Below are 21,391 nucleotides of genomic sequence, written 5' to 3'. Positions count from 1 at the left end.
TATATATAATTTTGAAACTATAAGGCTATAGATATTAAATTTAGAATTTGTTGTTGATTTTTCACTAAGAAAAAAGCATTGAAACAGTTTTCAAAATCAAACTGCTTCAATGCTAATAGTTAATTAAAATCATGTCGTTTTAAATCTATTTCTTCAAGTTTAACTATTTTTGTTTTCTTAATCCATTTATGTGTTAAATAAATAATTAATAAGATAAACATAGGCGCTAAGTTTCTAAATAATGCTGCAAAATCACCAGACATTATCGATCCTAGTGAATTACCGACAAATAAGAATAATAGTGCCACAATAACAATAATCGGACCTAGTGGATAAAATGGTGCTTTGTATGGTAATACAAGATTCGGATCTTTATTTTGCTTTTTGATTGCTAAGCGAAGTCTTATTTGAGCTAATATACTCGCTCCCCAAATCACAATAATAAGTGATCCAATAATGTTAAGTAACGTAAACACAATATCTGATTTAAATTGAGCTAATACAATAATACTTAAGACGATTACAAAAGTTGCTATAAGTGCAACTATCGGCAATCTAGTTGCTTTGTTTAACTTCGCTAAGAATCTTGGTGCTTGTTTATCTTCAGCCATTGAAAATAGCATACGACTCGTTGTATAAATACCGGAATTTGCAGCAGATAACAGTGAAGTCAGTATGACTGCATTGATAACTGAAGCTGCAAAAGCAATACCAACACGGTCAAATACAATTGTGAAAGGACTTTGTGAAACAGATTCATCCTTATTTAATAACATTGGATCTGTATATGGAATAATAGCTGAAATTACGGCAATAGATAACACGTAAAATAACAATATTCTCCAAAAAACTTGCTTAATTGCTTTTGGCATTGATTTGTCAGGGTTAGATGATTCACCTGCTGTAACCGCAACTACTTCTGTGCCACCAACTGAGAACCCAGCTACTAGTAATACAGCTAGGAATCCAGAAATACCGCCTACAAACGGAGCTTCACCTGTTGTATAGTTTGTTAAACCATATGTTTTGCCACCGAGAATACCAGCAATAGTCAATATGCCTATAACGATGAAAGCGATAATAGTGATAACTTTAATCAGTGATAACCAAAATTCCGTTTCTCCAAAGGCTTTGACGGAAAAGATGTTAAGTAAAAATAGTATAACTAAAAAAATAATACTCCATGTTACTGGACTGAAAAATTGAAAAGCATCCCAATAGTAAAGTACGCTTGAAGCAATGATGATATCAACACTTGTTACTAGTAACCAAATTGCCCAATATAACCATCCCATAGTAAAACCTAAAGATTTATCTACAAAACGTGTAGAATAAGAACTAAAAGAACCTGAAACTGGATAGAATGTTGCTAATTCGCCAATGGATGACATTAAGAAATATAACATTATTCCTATAATTAAATAGGCGAGTATAGCACCACCAGGTCCTGCTTGTGAAATCACATTTCCTGTTGCAACAAATAGGCCTGTACCAATTGCGCCACCAATTGCAATCATTGAAATATGACGAGAGTTAAGACCACGATTCATATTATTTTGTGCCATAATAAAGTCTCCTGTAATTGATTAAAAATTTATATACACTCCATTCTAATGCTTTTATATAGCACAATCAATGCTTTTATTGAGCAATTGACACAAAATGTTTAAATATTTCGAAAATTGTCTATGAAATTAATAAGTCATAAGTTGCTTTTGTAATAACTATACATTAAAATAAGTGTTAGATAATAATAATTATTATTTAGACCATGTTAGGGGGAAATATAATGAGTAATAATAAAAAATTAACAAGCCTATTTGGTGCGCCTGTTTCAGATAGAGAGAATAGTATGACTGCAGGTCCTAGAGGCCCACTATTAATGCAAGATTGGTACTTTTTAGAGCAAATGGCTCACTTTGATAGAGAAGTTATACCAGAACGCCGTATGCATGCTAAAGGATCTGGTGCATTTGGTACTTTCACAGTAACTAATGACATTACACAATATACATCAGCTAGTATTTTTTCTGAAGTTGGTAAACAAACTGAAATGTTTGCGCGTTTTTCAACAGTAGCAGGTGAACGTGGTGCTGCAGATGCAGAACGTGACATCCGTGGTTTCGCATTAAAATTTTATACAGATGAAGGAAATTGGGATTTAGTAGGTAACAATACGCCTGTTTTCTTCTTTAGAGACCCTAAATTATTTGCAAGCTTAAACCACGCAGTTAAACGTGATCCAAGAACAAATATGCGTAGTGCACAAAATAACTGGGACTTTTGGACATCATTACCAGAGGCATTGCATCAAGTTACTATTTTGATGTCTGATCGTGGTATTCCAAAAGGTTTTAGAAATATGCATGGTTTTGGTTCACATACGTATTCAATGTATAACGATAAAGGCGAACGAGTTTGGGTAAAATTCCATCACAGAACTCAACAAGGTATTGAAAATTTACAGCCTGATGAAGCGGCAAAAGTTATTGCAGAAGATAGAGAATCGTCGCAACGTGATCTATTCGAAGCAATTGAAAATAAAGATTATCCAAAATGGAAAATGTACATCCAAGTTATGACAGAAGAACAAGCAAGAAATCATAAAGATAATCCATTTGATTTAACTAAAGTTTGGTATAAAGGGGACTATCCATTAATCGAAGTTGGTGAGTGGGAACTTAACCGTAACCCAGATAACTACTTCCAAGATGTAGAGCAAGCGGCATTCGCTCCAACAAACATAGTTCCTGGTATTGATTTCTCACCAGATAAAATGTTACAAGGACGTATCTTCTCATATGGTGATGCACAACGTTATAGATTAGGCGTTAACCATTGGCAAATTCCAGTCAACCAACCTAAAGGTGTAGGTGTTGAAAATATTTGTCCGTTTAGTAGAGACGGTCAAATGAGAATTCTAGACAATAATCAAGGTGGTAGCACACATTATTATCCAAATAGTAACGGCGCATTTGAGGATCAACCAGAATTTAAAAAACCTGGTCTAAAAGTTGAAGGAGAAGCTTATGAATATGATTATCGTCAAGATGATGACAACTACTTCGAACAACCAGGTCGTTTATTTAGATTACAGTCTAAAGAACAACAAGAACGTATCTTCCAGAACACAGCGAATGAAATGCAAGGAACAACATTAGAAGTACAACATCGTCATATTCGTCATTGTTACAAAGCAGATAGTGAATATGGTAAAGGTGTAGCTAAAGCACTAGGCATTGATATTAATGACGTTGACTTAGAAATTAAAGATTAATTCGATAATTCAAATTTAAAAAAGTGATATATGTTTAATGCAAAAAGCCAGCGAAAACAATTAGTTTCGTTGGCTTTTTTGGGTATATATAGGGTCGCTTAATTAGTGTCATTTCATTTTATATAATTCTTTTAAAGCTTTAGTAGGGACTTCTTTTTCATTAACTTCTTCATATGTTTTAACATAATCTTTTTTGTGTGTCACTTTCAAATAGCGATTTGGTTTTAACTTTTCAATTGCTGTAAATGTTAGTTGAGTTACATTTCCTTGTTCATCAACAGCATTTTGAGTATAGCTTACTCTGCCATGTTCTAATAATTGATCCGGGTTTTGTTTAGTGATGAGGTACGAGTGTTGTTTTTTTACTAGTGGATTATACTGATCGATGATTTGCGATATTTCGCTTTCACTATTGGATTTGGAAAACGCTAACACTGATAAGGCTATTAAAGACAATAAAATTATAAAACAGAAACCAGTTAATAATAAAAAGACTTTTTTCATTTTGTTCATCTCCTTTAGTTGTTGCATATATTATATAGGGATAATAATTAATAAAACAACGAACAGAAATGTCATGTCATGTAAGATGAATTTCACTTTGACGATAATGAGAAGAGCTTTGTAGGTAGATAAAATTATATAGGTGAATATTTTTAAAGTATTTAATATAAGTACATAAAAAGAGACCAGTACTTAATTGTACTGGTCTAAAAAACAATGCTATTCATTAATTTCTAAATTTGTCGTATTTAAAAGATAAGATTTGCATTATATTATTTTGTTTCGCGATGTAATGTATATTTATTTAATCTTGGACAGAACTTTTTAAGTTCAATACGTTCAGGATTATTTCTTTTGTTTTTCGTAGAAATATAATTACGATCGCCACATTCTGTACATGCTAATGTAATATTTACGCGCAAATTGCACACCTCTTTCTTAACAGTAATGATTACGTTTTATAATTTTAGCACATAGATTTGAGCTTTTCAATCAAATTTTAAAGGTATTTAATTTTCTATTTAAAATGAAAAAATTACTGTATATAAAAATAAGAGTTGAACTGAGAAGTATTTATGTTATGATATAAAACGTAATTATTACGATTTAAAAGTAAGGAGAGAATTATAATGGCTAAAAAATCTAAAATAGCAAAAGAACAAAAAAGAGAACGCATGGTAGCAAAATATTTTGAATTGCGTCAAGAATTAAAAGCAAAGGGAGATTACGAAGCGTTAAGAAAGTTACCTAGAGATTCATCGCCAACTAGGTTAACCCGTCGCTGTAAGGTCACAGGACGACCAAGAGGTGTATATCGCAAGTTTGGAATGTCACGAATTGCATTACGGGAATATGCACACAAAGGGCAAATTCCAGGTGTTAAAAAATCAAGTTGGTAATTTCAGACTCAAGTCCATTTACATTTAGTTTAAAACAATGTATATTATCTATTGGTTAAGATAATATAAATATTATTGTTCGGGAATTATAGCGAATCAATTGATTATTTCTACAGTAATTATCATATTTATAATGAAAATCTTACCATTATATAAATGTTTTATTAAAAATGTTAGGGGTTTGTTAAATAATGAAAATTTTTGATTACGAAGATATCCAACTTATACCGAATAAATGTATTGTAAATAGTCGTTCTGAGTGTGATACAACTGTTGAATTTGGACCAAGAAGCTTTAAATTACCAGTTGTTCCAGCGAATATGCAAACTGTTATGAACGAAACATTAGCTGAGTGGTTTGCGGAAAATGATTATTTCTATATTATGCATAGATTTGATGAAGAAGGCCGAATTCCATTTACTAAAAAAATGCAAGATAAAGGTTTGTTTGCTTCTATTTCTGTAGGTGTGAAAGACCGTGAATTTGATTTTGTTGAAAAATTAGCAGCTGAAAATGTAATTCCTGAGTATATTACGATTGATATTGCACATGGTCATTCTGATTCTGTTATCAATATGATTAAACATATCAAACAACACATTCCAGAAGTCTTTGTAATTGCTGGTAATGTAGGTACGCCTGAAGGTGTTCGCGAATTAGAAAATGCTGGAGCTGATGCAACTAAAGTAGGTATTGGTCCGGGTAGAGTTTGTATTACTAAAATTAAAACTGGATTCGGTACGGGTGGATGGCAGTTATCTGCATTAAATCACTGTAGTAAAGCGGCACGTAAACCAATCATTGCTGATGGTGGTATTAGAACTCATGGAGACATAGCAAAATCTATTCGCTTTGGCGCATCAATGGTTATGGTTGGATCATTATTTGCTGCACATGAAGAATCACCAGGTGAAACTGTTGAATTAGATGGCAAAATGTATAAAGAGTATTTCGGTAGTGCATCAGAGTTCCAAAAGGGTGAACATAAGAATGTAGAAGGTAAAAAAATGTTTGTTGAACACAAAGGTTCTTTATTTAATACATTAATTGAGATGCAACAGGATCTACAAAGTTCAATTTCATATGCAGGTGGCAAAGATTTAAATTCATTAAGAAAAGTGGATTATGTTATTGTTAGAAATTCAATTTTTAATGGTGATAGAGACTAAATTTTAGTAGGTGTATAAAATTAGAAAATTTTTATTATACGTAGTAATTTTCTTGGCGATTGTCCTAATAGCTCCTATTAAAGAAGCAGCACCAATGGTTTCATTACAGCAAACTTTTAAATCTAAAGTGAATAGTTGGACTACGGATAAATCAATGACAACCGATACATTAAAAGTACCTAGTAAACAAGATTTTGCTGTAAACAATATTCAAATGAATATGTCGAAACAAGATGTTGAAGATAAACTTGGTACGCCTCAAAGAGTAACATCAAACGAATATGGTACAAAATGGTATACGTACTTCTCTAACAATTATAAATCATTTGTAATGGTAAGTTACATTGATCATAAAGTACATGCTTTATATAGTAATCAAAATGTTATTTCTTCTAAATCAAAGATAAAGTATGGCTCGCCTAAATCAGTTGTGCGAGAACGATTAGGTCAGCCTATTACTGAAAAGCAAAAAGGACGAGTAAAATTCGACGTTCAAGATGATGGTTTTGATAATTTTCATAAAGATCAAATATATACAACTGTGTTCTATGATAAGCATAGAGATAATAATTTAACGGCACTTCTACAAGTAAGTGATAAGATGGAGAACCGCTTGCAAGAACAGTATGGCGCACCTTCAGATGGATTGGCTAAAAGTTTTGAATTGCAAAATTTTGATTTAGTCAATGCTGAACGTGTTCAACATCAATTAGAGCCTTTAAATTATTCAGAAAGTATATCCAATACTGCAAGAAAACACAGTAAGGATATGGCTGATAATCGTTATTTTGATCACAATAACTTATCAGGGGAGTCTCCATTTGACAGGTTAAAAGCTGATGGTCATGATTTTAATACCGCTGGCGAAAATTTAGCTTATGGACAAACAAGCAGTATTTATGCACACGAAGGATTAATGAATTCGTTAGGACACAGAAAAAATATATTAAAACAAGACTTTAAAACACTTGGTGTGGGTGTTGATTTCAATGAAGATAGACAACCATATTGGACAGAAAATTATTCTGGTTAATGTTTATTTTGTGTTGCATAAGGGTATCCTTAAACGTGTGAGGATGAATAATTTATGACAACTAATAAAGAAGATCGAACAGAAGATATACTTGAAAAAGTGAAAGATATTTTAGAGAAAAAGAATGAAAAATAAGAGGTTGCGCAAAATGCGCAACCTCTTATTTTTTTGAGAGTGTCTTTGATTTGTTGATTCAGTTAATTACATTTCTCTAAATAATCCTACTACTTTACCTAGTACAGCAACTTGATCTAAATATATTGGCTCCATTGAGCTGTTCTCAGGTTGTAAGCGATATTGCGTTTTCTCTTTGAAAAAACGTTTAACAGTAGCTTCGTTTTCTTCGGTCATAGCAACAATAATATCGCCATTTTCAGCAATTGTTTGGCTTCTAACAATTACTTTATCACCATCAAGTATCCCAGCTTCAATCATACTATCCCCAACAACATTTAATATGAATATATCGCTATTATGTGTCGAAGTAAAATGCTCTGGTAAAGGAAAATATTCTTCGACATTTTCCACAGCTGTTATAGGTATTCCTGCAGTTACTTTACCTATAACAGGAACATGGATAGTTTCTTCCATGTTAATTGGTTCACCTAATTGTTCGTTTACAATTTCGATAGCACGTGGCTTAGTTGGATCTCTTCTTATATAGCCTTTTTCTTCTAATCTAGATAAATGTCCGTGCACAGTTGAACTAGAAGCTAAGCCAACAGCTTCGCCAATCTCTCTTACACTTGGTGGATATCCCTTCGAATGAACAGTTTGTTTTATATATTCAAATATTTCATTTTGTCTTTTTGTTAACTCTCTCATAATAGGCACTCCCTAATTTAATTTGACTTAATTATAGCATGTGTAACTATAAATTACAAACGTTTGTTCGTTTCGGTGTTGACACAGAACAAGCGTTCTGATAAAGTATTATTACAAACAAATGTTCTAGGAGTGACCTTAAATGATAAAAATAAATAAATCTCAAATAAAAGCTTATATGGTAGTATTAGTTGTAACAATGGTACTATGCGCACTATTTATATTAAGTGCACATAACAATGCGAATTCAGAACAAACGTACGAAATGACAGATCATCAAATGGTGCAACAATCAAGTGACAACGAACAAAAAAATGTTGAAACAGAGCAAAAAAGCGAACATGAAGCTCAACCTGTTTTTGCTTCAGTACATTAGTAACAGCGTATATATAAATAGAATAGAGGTGTATGAAGAGACTGGGGATAATGAGCGAAACGATTTTGTTTCGCTCAATTTTTTGTTATATTTTTCTATATGAAAAAATAACGGAGGTATGTCATGACTAATGTAGATGGCGTAGATTTAGAACGAATTAATGAATTGGCAAAAAAGAAAAAAGAACAAGGATTGACAGAAAAAGAAGCTAAAGAGCAATCTAAATTAAGAGAAGCGTATTTAAAATCGTTCAGAAAAAAATTCAAACAACAAATAGAGAGTACAAGAGTTATTGACCCAGAAGGAAATGATGTTACTCCTGACAAAGTAAAAAATATTTTAGATGCAAAAGAACAAGAAGGAAAAGACTAAATCAATTTTTTGTTAAATGAATAATAAATAAGGTATAATAGGTTAGAATCTTGCTAGAAGAAAGGAAGTCATATAGATGAATAAAGAAAAAGATCAATTAGCAGTCGATACGATTAGAGCGTTAAGTATCGATGCAGTTGAACAGGCTAATTCAGGACACCCAGGATTACCTATGGGTGCTGCTCCGATGGCTTATACATTATGGACGCGTCATTTGAACTTTAACCCCCAATCGAAAAATTTCTTTGATAGAGATCGTTTTGTGTTATCAGCAGGTCATGGTTCAGCTCTCTTATATAGTTTGTTACATGTATCAGGAAGCTTAGAATTAGAAGAATTAAAACAATTCAGACAATGGGGTTCAAAAACTCCTGGTCATCCTGAGTTTAAACATACAGATGGTGTTGAAGTGACTACAGGTCCACTTGGACAAGGGTTTGCAATGTCTGTTGGTATGGCTATGGCTGAAAAACATTTAGCTGGTAAATTTAATAAACAAGATGCTAAAGTTGTTGATCATTACACATATGTGTTAGCGTCTGATGGAGATTTAATGGAAGGAATATCACATGAAGCAGCTTCATTAGCTGGTCATAATCAATTAGATAAACTAATTGTACTATATGATTCAAATGATATTTCATTAGATGGTGACTTGGATAAAGCATTTTCTGAAGACATTAAAGGGCGTTTTGAAGCATATGGTTGGAAACACATACTTGTTAAAGATGGTAATGATTTAGACGCAATTGATAAAGCGATTGAAGAAGCTAAATCTCAAGATGTGCCAACTATTATTGAAATTAAAACAATTATAGGTTTTGGTGCACCAAACAAAGAAGGTACGCATGGTGTTCATGGAGCGCCATTAGGAGAAGATGAAAGAAAATTAGCGTTAGAAAAATATGGATTAGATCCTGAAAAACGTTTCAATGTACCTGAAGAAGTATATGAAATATTCCAACAAAGTATGTTAAAACGTGCAAATGAAAAAGAAGAATCATGGAATAAACTTATCGAAGAATATACTACTAAGTATCCAGAACTTGCAGAAGAATTCAAATTAGCAATTAGTGGGAAATTACCAGTAGATTATAGTGAGGCATTACCGCATTTTGAAGCTGGACATAGTGGTGCATCTCGTGCAGATTCAGGTGAAGTAATACAAGCGCTAAGCAAGACGGTACCTTCATTCTTTGGTGGTTCAGCAGACTTAGCTGGTTCAAATAAATCTAACGTAAAAGAAGCGCCAGATTTTGATAAAGCGACACCAGAAGGTAAAAATATCTGGTTTGGTGTACGTGAATTTGCAATGGGTGCTGCAGTGAATGGTATGGCTGCACACGGTGGATTACACCCATATGGAGCAACTTTCTTCGTATTTAGCGATTATTTAAAACCAGCTTTACGATTATCATCAATTATGGGACTTAATTCTACATTCATATTTACACATGATTCAATTGCTGTTGGTGAAGATGGACCTACACATGAACCTATTGAACAATTAGCAGGTTTAAGAGCAATTCCAAACATGAATGTAATTCGTCCAGCTGATGGTAACGAAACAAGAGTAGCGTGGGAAGTAGCATTAGAATCAGAATCAACACCAACTTCATTAGTATTAACACGTCAAAACTTAACTACAATGGATCTTGACAAAAAGACCGTAGAAGAAGGTGTGCGTAAAGGTGCATATGTAGTATTTGAATCGGATAAAGCTGCAGAGTTCTTATTATTAGCTACAGGCTCTGAAGTTAATTTAGCAATAGAAGCTGCTAAAGATTTAGAAGCACAAGGTAAAGGCGTACGTGTTGTATCTATGCCAAACTGGAATGCTTTTGATCAACAATCAGATGAATATAAAGAATCTGTATTACCAGCATCAATCACTAAACGTGTAGCTATCGAAATGGCATCACCGCTTGGTTGGCATAAATATGTAGGCACTGAAGGTAAAGTTATCGGTATCGATGGTTTTGGAGCAAGTGCGCCTGGTGATTTAGTTGTTGAAAAATATGGTTTTACAAAAGAAAATATTTTGAATCAAATTCAAACATTTTAATTTGAAATAGGTACTAAGTTAAATGGTATGAGAATTAAACGCTCATACCATTTTTCTGTGATATAAAAGCTAATATTTACAAAATGATTTTCGAGTTGATATAATACATAAGTCGAAAGTAATATAAATATTATTGCTCTTGAAATGGAGCACTTATTTTAGTAAAATTCATTAGGATAGGAAAGTGGGTGAAACAATGGCAACTTGGTTAGCAATTGTATTAATCGTGTTAGCATTAATTTTAGGTTTAGTAGGTGGATTTTTACTTGCAAGAAAATATATGATGGATTATCTTAAAAAGAACCCACCAATCAATGAAGAAATGCTACGTATGATGATGATGCAAATGGGTCAAAAACCTTCTCAAAAGAAAATAAATCAAATGATGTCTATGATGAATAAAAATCAACAAGACCAAATGAAAAAGTCTAAATAACGCATCATTAAAGGGCTGAGAGCTACTTCCAAGAAGTAGTTGTCAGCCCTTATTTTTGTCTGTGGCGGGGTTATGGTGATAAGAACATTTAGTTATCTAAAAATTATATAGAATTCGATTTATAATTACTGATTATTACTTTGTTAAATGATATACTAACGAAAGTAAATATCACTTTTAGAGACGTAAAGAAGGTGTAAGCATGTTGTATTTAATTTTTTCGATTGCTTTTGCATTTATAATGGGTATTGGCGTAATCATTATAAGAATGAAGGCACAGCAATTTCCGGTTAATGAAAAGAAAATTATACTTCCACCCTTTTTCATGGCGACAGGTGCATTAATGTATGTCGTACCATATTTTAGGTTAACAGGATTAGAAATAATAGAATGTATTATACTAGGAGTCTTATTTTCTACAATTTTAATTTGGACTTCTAGGTTTGAAACGCAAGGTAGTGAAATATATATGAAACGATCTAAAGCTTTTCCAATCATTTTAATTTCACTATTGTTAATACGTACGGTAATTAAAATTTTTATTAGTAATCAAATAGATCCTGGAGAAATAGCTGGTATGTTTTTCTTACTCGCTTTTTGCATGATTGTTCCTTGGCGTTTAGCTATGCTATATAAATATAAGAAAGTTAAAAAAACGTTAATAAAATAATGTAATATATTCAAAATTAACTTAGCAATTTGAATACGTACTAGGATAGATTTAATAAATAGATTAGAGTAGATTAATATCTTTTGTTTTCAATCAGTCATTGATTGTTAAAACTATAACTTAGAGACTGTGACAAAATTGTCCAGCCTTATTTTTTTTAGTTGATAAGAAGGGAAAATTGAGCTAAAATTATATACGAACAAATGTTCTGTGGAGGGTGATTATATGAAAATTATACATACGGCTGATTGGCATTTGGGAAGAATTTTAAATGGTAAATCTCTATTAGAAGATCAACAGTATATACTAGATAAATTTATATTGGCAATGGAAGAAGAACAACCAGATGTCATTGTAGTTGCAGGAGATTTATATGATACGAGTTATCCAAATAAAGATGCGATACAATTATTAGAATCTGTCATTGATACTTTGAATTTGAAGATGAATATACCTTTAATAATGACAAATGGTAACCATGATAGTAGAGAGCGGTTAAACTATGGTGCAAAATGGTTTGAAAAGTCTAGAATGTATATTCGTACGAACCTTCAAGATATTAACAATCCAATTTCGATTGGGAATGTTGATTTTTATACGCTGCCATTTGCAACTATTAATGAGGTACAATCTTTTTTTGATGATAAATCTATAGAGACACATCAACAGGCTCTAAAAAAATCCTTGGAAAAAATGTCAGAAGTTATGGATAAAGAAAAAATTAACATTTTAATTGGCCATTTAACTGTGCAAGGCGGGATACGATCAGAATCGGAAAGGCCACTCACAATTGGTACAGTGGAATCTGTGTCTGAGGACGCTTTTCATCAATTTGATAGAGTCATGCTAGGGCATTTGCACCATCCTTTTAGTATCAAATCAAATTTTATTAATTATAGTGGATCAATTTTACAGTATTCTTTTTCAGAAGCGAATCAACCTAAAGGATATAAGAAATTAGAAATTATAGAAAACAAGATTACTGATAAATTTATTCAATTACAACCATTACGACAATTGGAAGTTATTGAAGGAGATTATGAAGATGCCATTCAAGAAAAATTAGCCGTTAAGCATAAGGATAATTATTTTCATTTTAAATTAAAGCATATGTCTCATGTGAATGATCCAATGATGCATTTAAAACAAATATATCCAAATACATTGGCGCTTACTAATCAGACATTTGATTTTAATACACCATTACATCATGAAAATATTGAAATACAAAAACTAGATGATACGACGATAATAGAAAATTTTTATCAAAGTATTACAGATGAACAACTTACTAAAAGTCAAAATGAAAAAGTAAGAAAAATTATGTCTCAATTACTAGAAGGAGATACTAACTAAATGAGACCTATTAAATTGGAATTAAATAATTTTGGACCATTTTTGAATGAAACGATAGATTTTACTTATGTGAATAACAATCAACTATTTTTAATTAGTGGTAAAACAGGTTCCGGTAAAACTATGATTTTCGATGCAATAGTATATGCATTATTTGGTGAAGCTTCAACCAAAGACAGAAAAGAAGGAGATTTAAGAAGTCATTTTGCGGAAAATAACATGCCTATGAAAGTTGAATTTGAATTCAACTTACGTAATCATGTTTTTAAAATTCAACGGCAAGGTGCTTTTATAAAAGAAGGAAATAAAAATAAAACACTGGGTCAACTAGCAGTATATCAACTAGAAAATGATCAATTTATACTTAGAGAAAGTAAAATAAACAATGGAAATCAATATATCAAACAATTATTAGGTGTAAATGCAGAACAATTTAGACAGTTATTTATTTTACCTCAAGGAGAGTTTAAAAGATTTCTGTTATCAAAAAGTTCAGAAAAACAAGAGATTTTAAGAACTTTGTTTAATAGCCAAAGGTTTGAAGAAATACAAAAACAACTCACAGATGATGTGAAAGAGGTTAGACAACACATTGAACAACAATTTAATACGTTAGAAAATTTTTGGCAAGAAATCGAAACATTTGATGATGACAATTTATATGAATACAAAATGATTAATGCTAGACAAATGAATCATTTGCTCGAAGTATTACCAGAATTTGAACAGCAAGCGATAGCAATTCAAAAGGATTTGAAGCAACAAAAGGAATCCAATCAAGAACTATTAAACCAAGCAGAAATTAAATTAAATGATAATGTGAAATTAAAAGAATCATTAAAACAATTAGAGGCTAAACGAAAAGAATATAATTTATTGTTGCTAAATGAAGATGAAATCAAAAATAAAATGAAACGTATTAAAGAAATTAATGAAGTACGACCAATTGCAAATCTATTAGACTCAAAAGAAAATTTAATTTCAAAAAACGAGAAAATAAATATTGAAATACAGCAAAAAAAGCAGTATTTAAAAGAGCTTGAAGAAAAAATTAAAAAAAGTATTAATGAATTAGATTTGTATAAAATAAATGCAGATAAAATAAAACAATATCGTGAATTTATTGATAAAACGAAGGTTTTTTATGATAAATCTTCAAAATATAGCCAAGCATATAATCATTACACGTTATATAAAGTGGAACTTTCGAAATTGGGTGACCAATTAGAAAGCGAAAAAAATAAAATAATAGATATACAAAATCAATTAAAACAACGGCAACCAAATTATAAAAAATTAGAATATATAAATGAAGAAATATATGATTTAAAAAACGAAATTAAAACGTTAAAACAAAACGAACAAGATAAAAGAGATTATGATGAATTGTCAAAAAGGAAGGCACAAAAGCAAGCGGTTTTGAAAGAAACGGAATGTGAATTAGCTGAATTAATAGATAAATATCAAACTATCGATAAGACAAATATTCATTTGAATGATAAGAGAGAAATAATCCTGCAAATACAATCCTCAATCCAATTAGGAGATACTTGTCCCATTTGTGGAAGTCATATCGATACTATAGAAGAACATATTAATTTTGAAGAATTAATCAAAAGAGAAAAGCAACTCACAGAACTCGAAACACAAAGAAATAAATTAAAGGAAAGTAAAATAAAATATGAGAGTGAATTGCAATATATTGACGAACAATTACTTAAATATGATTTGAAATCGATTGAATTAACTGATTACAAAACACTTGAATTAGAGGTTTCTAATAAACAAGAAGAAAAAATTATAGTTGAAAAAGAAAATGAAGCTATCGAAAAATTGAACTTAAATCAGCAGAAATTAGAAAAAAATTATCATGAATTGCAGATAGTTATACAAAATAAAGAGCATAAATTAACACATAATGAAACGATTATTAACGATTTTGAGAACACAACAGGCTATAAGGTTGTAAGTCAATTCGTTGACATTTTTAACCACTATTTTAATAAAGTGAGTGAATTTGACAATAAAACAACTGAATTAGAACAAAAAATTCAAAATTTAAATGGTACGCTAGCAGTGGAACGTAATAGTAAAAGTTATTTAGATAAAAATAAAAATGAGTTACAAAATGATATTGAAAAAAATGACAGTAAAATCCAAGAAGAAATGCAGAGTATCGGATTTACATCACTTGACCAAGTTTATCAAGCAACAGCTCAATCATCAGAAAAAGAAACACTAGAAAACGAAGTAGAATCATTTAAAAAATCGAAACAATCATTTGAATTAATAATTAACCAATTAAATGAAGAAACTAGGGGAAGAAAACCAGAAGATATAGAAAAGTTAACTGAAGACTATAAAAATAAGCAAATAAACCTAGAAACGATATCCACAACATTAAATCAACATGATTATAAAATGGCATTTAACCAGAAAAAAATAAACGAAATAAAAACTATAATAGAAACACTAAACAATGCGTTGCAAACGCAACAAGAAATTTTCCAGTTAGCAGAGATTTTAGCAGGAAAAAATGATCAAAAATTAACACTTGAGAACTATGTATTAATTTACTACTTAGAAAGAATTCTAGCTCAAGCTAATCAAAGATTAGCACTAATGACTGGTCAAAGATATCAATTAACGAGAAGATCACAAATTTCACAAGGCTACAGTGGACTTGAAATTGACGTGTTTGATTCTCACTCAAATCAATCACGACATATTACATCTTTATCTGGTGGTGAAACTTTCCAAGCTTCATTAGCTTTAGCCCTAGGATTAAGTGAGATTGTTCAACAAGAGTCGGGTGGAATAGCATTAGATTCAATGTTCGTCGATGAAGGTTTTGGTACGCTAGATCAAGAAACTTTAGAAACGGCATTAGATACACTTTTAAGTTTGAAATCTAGTGGACGAATGGTAGGTATTATTTCACATGTAAGTGAGTTGAAACAGAGAATTCCAATAATTTTAGAAGTTATAACAGAACAATATCAAAGTTCAGCACAATTTAAGAAACAATAACTGTACCTTCATTATTTGTAATTGAATATAAGAAAAGACCAATCAAATGCATCCATCTGATTGGTCTTTTAAAAATATTTAGTTCTTCTCACGTAATAAATCGCGAATTTCAGTTAACAATACTGTATTTTCTTCGATTTCTTCTTCTTCTTCTTCTTTTTTCATTAAAGTATTTGCTATTTTTACAAAGATAAATAATGCAAATGCAATGATAATAAAGTCTATGATTGATTGAACGAACATACCATATTTGATCCCCATAAATGACCAACTTTTAGCAAAATCAACTGTTCCGAATATTAAACCAATTAATGGCATAATAATGTAAGAAACTAAGGCTGTAACAATTTTATTGAATGCTGCACCCATAACTACAGCTACTGCTAAATCTAATACGTTGCCTTTAAGTGCAAACTCTTTAAATTCCTTAAACATATAATTAACTCCTCTTAAATTGAATTTAAAGATTAGTATACATTAAATTGAAATTTAAGAAAATAGTTTTTTTAACGAAATTTGAAATTAACTCATTGTTTTGTTATCGTAATACGTGGCTATTACATAAAATAGAGATATTTAGAAAAGCTAAAATTTCTATTTTGGAGTTCGAAAATTTAATATGATAAGAAAGGGAGTAATTAATTATGAATTCTTCTAGTAACCAACCTAATGGTAAGAAGATATCTCCGGTTTTTATCTATAGTGCAATATTAGTAGCAATTGTAGTCATAATTGGTGCGATTATGCCAGCACAATTTGATTCAGTTACTAATAACATAAAACTATGGATAACGGATAAACTTGGATGGTATTACTTAATTCTTACAACATTTATTGTCTTCTTCTGTATTTTCCTAATCTTTAGCCCGATTGGTAAATTGAAATTAGGAAAACCGAATGACAAGCCAGAATTCAACACGGTTTCTTGGTTTGCAATGTTATTCAGTGCTGGAATGGGGATTGGGTTAGTATTCTATGGTGCAGCAGAGCCAATGGCTCATTTTGCGTCACCACCTAATGCAGATCCAAAAACTACTGCCGCATATACAGAAGCTCTACGTTCAACATTTTTCCATTGGGGATTCCATGCTTGGGCAATTTATGGCGTAGTTGCATTAGCACTTGCATATGCCCAATTTAGAAAAGGCGAACCAGGTTTGATTTCAAGAACATTACGTCCTATCTTAGGAAATAAAGTTGAAGGCCCAATTGGGACAATCATTGATGTACTTGCTGTATTCGCTACAGTAGTAGGTGTTGCTGTATCACTTGGTATGGGAGCATTACAAATCAATGGTGGGCTACATTACTTATTCGGTATACCAAATAATGTTTGGGTACAAGCGATAATCATAGTTGTAGTAACTGTGTTATTTATTATGAGTGCTTGGTCAGGCTTAAGTAAAGGTATCCAATACTTAAGTAACTTAAACATTAGCTTAGGTGCAATATTGATGATTGCAGTATTAATCATTGGACCAACTGTTTTAATATTAAACATGATGACAAGTTCAACAGGTAGCTTGTTAAATTCATTCTTATTAAATACTTTTGATACTGCAGCGCAAAACCCTCAAAAACGTGAATGGATGTCTAGTTGGACACTTTACTATTGGGGTTGGTGGTTAAGTTGGAGCCCATTCGTAGGTATATTCATTGCACGTGTTTCTAAAGGACGTTCAATTCGTGAATTTATCGGAGGCGTACTTTTAGTACCAGTTATTATTAGCTTTATCTGGTTTAGTGTATTTGGTGTCTTAGGCATTGAAACAGGTAAAAAACATCCAGAGCTATTCAACATGACTGCTGAAACACAATTATTTGGTGTGTTTAACCATCTTCCATTAGGAATGATATTATCCATTATCGCATTAGTGCTAATCGCTTCATTCTTTATCACATCAGCAGACTCAGCTACATTCGTACTAGGTATGCAAACGACATATGGTTCTTTAGAGCCTTCAAATGTTGTTAAAGTAACATGGGGTGTGTCACAATCATTAATCGCATTCGTATTATTATTTGCTGGTGGCGGTGACGGTGCAAAAGCACTCAATGCAATTCAGAGTGCCGCTATCATAAGTGCCTTGCCGTTCTCCTTTGTAGTAATAATGATGATGATTTCATTCTATAAAGATGCGAACCAAGAACGTAAATTCTTAGGTCTAACATTGACACCGAATAAACATAGATTACAAGATTATGTTCAACATCAACAAGAAGATTATGAAGAAGATATTATTGAAAAACGTACACCTTTAAGAAACGCTGAAAAATCAGAAAAGTAATAGTTTTGTTCATTTTTAAAAGCTAAGGATCATTGAGGTCCTTAGCTTTTTTATGTTATTCAATGCATAATTTAACTTTAAAATAAGTATGATTAGAGATTTTAAAGAAAATAGAAGTGATAATGATTCTCAATTGATAATAATAACTTATTACACAGTTAGCTAATGATAAGTATTTCTTATACATACCGATTGAAAATTCGAAACTAAATTGCAGAGGTTTCTAACGCTATCTAGTTGTTTTAAACTACATATAATTATACAATTTAATTAACGGCATATATAACAAAAATTTCAAGGGGGATTTATATGGCTTCTAATATTAAGCAGCAAGCGAAAAAATCGTTTGATTTAAACGGGAAATCATACACTTACTATGATTTGAATACTTTAGAAGAACAAGGTTTAACTAAGGTATCGCAATTGCCATATTCAATTAGAGTACTACTAGAATCAGTGTTAAGACAAGAAGATGGTTTTGTAATTACTGACGAGCACATTAAAGCATTGTCTGATTTTACTAAAGGTTCAGAAGGTGAAGTGCCTTTCAAACCATCACGTGTTATTTTACAAGACTTTACAGGTGTACCTGCAGTCGTAGATTTAGCTTCATTACGTAAAGCGATGAACGATGTAGGTGGCGATTTAAATAAAATTAATCCAGAAGTACCTGTGGATTTAGTCATTGACCACTCTGTTCAAGTAGATAGTTATGCAAATCCAGATGCATTAGAACGTAATATGAAATTAGAATTTGAAAGAAACTATGAACGTTACCAATTTTTAAACTGGGCGACAAAAGCATTTAATAACTATAGTGCTGTACCACCAGCAACTGGTATTGTTCACCAAGTAAACTTAGAATATTTAGCGAATGTAGTTCATGCTCGTGAAGTTGACGGTGAAACAGTTACATTCCCAGATACATTAGTAGGAACGGACTCTCATACAACAATGATCAATGGTCTTGGTGTATTAGGTTGGGGTGTAGGTGGTATTGAAGCCGAAGCAGGTATGTTAGGACAACCTTCATACTTCCCAATTCCAGAAGTTATAGGCGTTAGATTATCTAATGCTTTACCACAAGGTGCTACTGCAACAGACTTAGCATTACGCGTTACTCAAGAATTACGTAAAAAAGGCGTTGTAGGTAAATTTGTTGAATTCTTCGGTCCTGGTGTACAACACTTACCATTAGCTGACCGTGCAACAATCGCTAACATGGCTCCTGAATACGGTGCAACATGTGGTTTCTTCCCAGTTGATGAAGAAGCATTAAAATATTTACGTTTAACTGGTCGTTCAGAAGAACAAATTGAACTTGTTAAAACATATTTAGAAGAAAATAGCATGTTCTTTACAGTAGATAAAGATGAGCCAGACTACACTGATGTTGTAGAGTTAGATTTATCTACAGTTGAAGCTTCATTATCAGGACCAAAACGTCCTCAAGACTTAATTTTCTTAAGTGATATGAAGAAAGAATTTGAAAAATCTGTTACTGCTCCAGCTGGTAACCAAGGTCATGGATTCGACGAAAGCGAATTTGATAAGACTGCAACAATCGAATTTAAAGATGGCACTTCAACAACGATGAAGACTGGTGATTTAGCGATTGCTGCTATTACATCATGTACAAATACATCTAACCCATATGTAATGTTAGGTGCTGGACTTGTTGCTAAAAAAGCAGTTGAAAAAGGGCTTGAAGTACCAGAATATGTTAAGACTTCATTAGCGCCAGGTTCTAAAGTTGTAACAGGTTATTTAAGAGATTCAGGATTAGATAAATATCTTGATGATTTAGGCTTTAACCTTGTTGGTTATGGTTGTACAACATGTATTGGTAACTCTGGTCCATTATTAGAAGAAATCGAAAAAGCGATTGCTAAAGAAGATTTACTAGTTACGTCTGTATTATCAGGTAACCGTAACTTTGAAGGTCGTATTCATCCATTAGTTAAAGCAAACTATTTAGCATCACCACAATTAGTTGTTGCTTATGCATTAGCAGGTACGGTTGATATTGACTTGCAAAATGAACCACTTGGTAAAGGTAAAGATGGCGAAGATGTATATCTAAAAGATATTTGGCCATCAATCAAAGAAGTTTCAGACACTGTAGATACAGTTGTAACACCAGCTTTATTCAAAGAAGAATATGAAACTGTATATAACAACAATGAAATGTGGAATGAAATTGATGTTACGGATCAGCCATTATATGATTTTGATCCAGAATCAACATATATTCAAAATCCATCATTCTTCCAAGGTTTATCTAAAGAACCTGGAACAATTGATGCATTAAATAACTTACGTGTAATGGGCAAATTTGGTGACTCTGTAACGACTGACCATATTTCTCCAGCAGGTGCAATCGGTAAAGATACACCAGCAGGTAAATATTTAATCGAACATGGCGTACCAATTCGTCAATTTAACTCATATGGTTCTCGTCGTGGTAACCATGAAGTTATGGTACGTGGTACATTTGCCAATATTCGTATTAAAAACCAATTAGCGCCAGGTACAGAAGGTGGTTATACTACTTATTGGCCAACAGGCGAACAAATGTCTATATTTGACGCAGCTATGAAATACAAAGAAGACGGTACTGGATTAGTTGTATTAGCAGGTAATGACTATGGTATGGGTTCTTCACGTGACTGGGCAGCTAAAGGTACAAACTTATTAGGTGTTAAAACGGTTATTGCTCAAAGTTATGAACGTATTCACCGTTCAAACTTAGTAATGATGGGCGTATTACCGTTACAATTCCAAGAAGGTGAATCAGCTGATAGTTTAGGTATCGATGGTACTGAAGTTATCTCTGTTGACATTGATGAAAATGTTAAGCCGCATGACTTAGTAAAAGTACAAGCTAAGAAAGAAAATGGCGAAGTTATTGAATTTAAAGCAATTGCTCGTTTCGATTCAAATGTTGAAATGGATTACTATCGTCATGGTGGTATCTTACAACTTGTATTAAGAAATAAACTTGCAGGCCAAAATTAATTAAATTATTAACTTACAGAGGTTGGGGCGATATTGCTTCAACCTCTTTTTATAATGCAGTGAATACAGATAG

General features: G+C 32.0%; 18 protein-coding genes. 13 read left to right on the top strand and 5 right to left on the bottom strand.

Annotation, left to right across the window (positions count from 1 at the left end; genetic code table 11):
• Positions 1 to 119 precede the first annotated feature (119 nt).
• Positions 120 to 1,565, bottom strand: a complete 1,446-nt coding sequence (locus ACSULM_RS07685; protein ID WP_436861864.1) for an amino acid permease — start codon at positions 1,563 to 1,565, stop codon at positions 120 to 122.
• Between the two features lie 224 nt (positions 1,566 to 1,789).
• Between ACSULM_RS07685 and ACSULM_RS07680 the strand changes: the two genes are divergently transcribed.
• Complete coding sequence (locus ACSULM_RS07680) at positions 1,790 to 3,277, top strand: catalase (RefSeq protein WP_436861862.1); 1,488 nt, start codon at positions 1,790 to 1,792, stop codon at positions 3,275 to 3,277.
• A gap of 108 nt (positions 3,278 to 3,385) precedes the next feature.
• On the opposite strand, the gene ACSULM_RS07675 is transcribed toward ACSULM_RS07680, so the two are convergent.
• Both ACSULM_RS07675 and rpmG read right to left on the bottom strand, forming a co-directional pair.
• The gene (locus ACSULM_RS07675; RefSeq protein WP_436861860.1) at positions 3,386 to 3,781 is read right to left on the bottom strand and encodes a YxeA family protein; all 396 of its coding nucleotides are present in this window, start codon (positions 3,779 to 3,781) and stop codon (positions 3,386 to 3,388) included.
• A gap of 272 nt (positions 3,782 to 4,053) precedes the next feature.
• A complete protein-coding gene (rpmG, locus tag ACSULM_RS07670; protein WP_017724369.1) occupies positions 4,054 to 4,203 on the bottom strand; it encodes a 50S ribosomal protein L33 in 150 nt (49 codons plus the stop codon).
• Positions 4,204 to 4,410: 207 nt separating this feature from the next.
• On the opposite strand from rpmG, the gene rpsN reads away from it, so the two are divergent.
• The 3 genes from rpsN (at position 4,411) to ACSULM_RS07655 (ending at position 6,882) form a co-directional block, all read left to right on the top strand.
• Positions 4,411 to 4,680, top strand: a complete 270-nt coding sequence (gene rpsN, locus ACSULM_RS07665; RefSeq protein WP_436861858.1) for a 30S ribosomal protein S14 — start codon at positions 4,411 to 4,413, stop codon at positions 4,678 to 4,680.
• Positions 4,681 to 4,871: 191 nt separating this feature from the next.
• Positions 4,872 to 5,849, top strand: a complete 978-nt coding sequence (gene guaC / locus ACSULM_RS07660; protein ID WP_436861856.1) for a GMP reductase — start codon at positions 4,872 to 4,874, stop codon at positions 5,847 to 5,849.
• A 10-nt stretch (positions 5,850 to 5,859) separates the two neighbouring features.
• A complete protein-coding gene (locus tag ACSULM_RS07655; protein WP_436861854.1) occupies positions 5,860 to 6,882 on the top strand; it encodes a CAP-associated domain-containing protein in 1,023 nt (340 codons plus the stop codon).
• A 201-nt stretch (positions 6,883 to 7,083) separates the two neighbouring features.
• Here ACSULM_RS07655 and lexA read toward each other — a convergent pair whose 3' ends face one another.
• A complete protein-coding gene (gene lexA / locus ACSULM_RS07650; protein ID WP_436861852.1) occupies positions 7,084 to 7,707 on the bottom strand; it encodes a transcriptional repressor LexA in 624 nt (207 codons plus the stop codon).
• A 142-nt stretch (positions 7,708 to 7,849) separates the two neighbouring features.
• Here lexA and sosA point away from each other — a divergent pair, with 142 nt between their 5' ends.
• From sosA to sbcC, 7 genes are all read left to right on the top strand, one after another.
• The gene (sosA, locus tag ACSULM_RS07645) at positions 7,850 to 8,083 is read left to right on the top strand and encodes a DNA damage-induced cell division inhibitor SosA (RefSeq protein WP_436853776.1); all 234 of its coding nucleotides are present in this window, start codon (positions 7,850 to 7,852) and stop codon (positions 8,081 to 8,083) included.
• Positions 8,084 to 8,206: 123 nt separating this feature from the next.
• Positions 8,207 to 8,455 carry a DUF896 domain-containing protein gene (locus ACSULM_RS07640; protein WP_436861850.1) on the top strand — a complete coding sequence of 83 codons (249 nt, stop codon included), beginning with the start codon at positions 8,207 to 8,209 and terminating at the stop codon, positions 8,453 to 8,455.
• Between the two features lie 76 nt (positions 8,456 to 8,531).
• Positions 8,532 to 10,520, top strand: coding sequence for a transketolase (tkt, locus tag ACSULM_RS07635; RefSeq protein WP_436861848.1), 1,989 nt, complete (start codon positions 8,532 to 8,534; stop codon positions 10,518 to 10,520).
• A gap of 196 nt (positions 10,521 to 10,716) precedes the next feature.
• The gene (locus ACSULM_RS07630) at positions 10,717 to 10,956 is read left to right on the top strand and encodes a YneF family protein (protein WP_436853779.1); all 240 of its coding nucleotides are present in this window, start codon (positions 10,717 to 10,719) and stop codon (positions 10,954 to 10,956) included.
• Positions 10,957 to 11,158: 202 nt separating this feature from the next.
• Positions 11,159 to 11,626, top strand: a complete 468-nt coding sequence (locus ACSULM_RS07625) for a CcdC family protein (protein ID WP_436861846.1) — start codon at positions 11,159 to 11,161, stop codon at positions 11,624 to 11,626.
• A gap of 225 nt (positions 11,627 to 11,851) precedes the next feature.
• Positions 11,852 to 12,982 (top strand): exonuclease subunit SbcD, encoded by a 1,131-nt coding sequence (gene sbcD / locus ACSULM_RS07620; RefSeq protein ID WP_436861844.1) that lies wholly within the window; start codon positions 11,852 to 11,854, stop codon positions 12,980 to 12,982.
• On the top strand, positions 12,983 to 16,012 hold the full coding sequence (gene sbcC / locus ACSULM_RS07615) for an exonuclease subunit SbcC (protein WP_436861842.1): 3,030 nt from the start codon (positions 12,983 to 12,985) through the stop codon (positions 16,010 to 16,012).
• Between the two features lie 78 nt (positions 16,013 to 16,090).
• On the opposite strand, the gene mscL is transcribed toward sbcC, so the two are convergent.
• Positions 16,091 to 16,447 (bottom strand): large conductance mechanosensitive channel protein MscL, encoded by a 357-nt coding sequence (gene mscL, locus ACSULM_RS07610; protein ID WP_069996495.1) that lies wholly within the window; start codon positions 16,445 to 16,447, stop codon positions 16,091 to 16,093.
• A gap of 209 nt (positions 16,448 to 16,656) precedes the next feature.
• Here mscL and ACSULM_RS07605 point away from each other — a divergent pair, with 209 nt between their 5' ends.
• Positions 16,657 to 18,300, top strand: a complete 1,644-nt coding sequence (locus ACSULM_RS07605; RefSeq protein WP_436861840.1) for a glycine betaine uptake BCCT transporter — start codon at positions 16,657 to 16,659, stop codon at positions 18,298 to 18,300.
• 309 nt (positions 18,301 to 18,609) lie between these two features.
• Positions 18,610 to 21,318: an aconitate hydratase AcnA gene (acnA, locus tag ACSULM_RS07600; RefSeq protein WP_436861838.1), complete on the top strand. Its 2,709-nt coding sequence runs from the start codon at positions 18,610 to 18,612 to the stop codon at positions 21,316 to 21,318.
• Positions 21,319 to 21,391 lie beyond the last annotated feature (73 nt).

The sequence above is a fragment of the Staphylococcus caeli genome (assembly GCF_051413795.1).
Classification (GTDB): domain Bacteria; phylum Bacillota; class Bacilli; order Staphylococcales; family Staphylococcaceae; genus Staphylococcus; species Staphylococcus caeli_A.
Note: the sequence above shows the minus strand (reverse complement) of the source record. Positions and strands in the feature narration are given on the sequence as shown.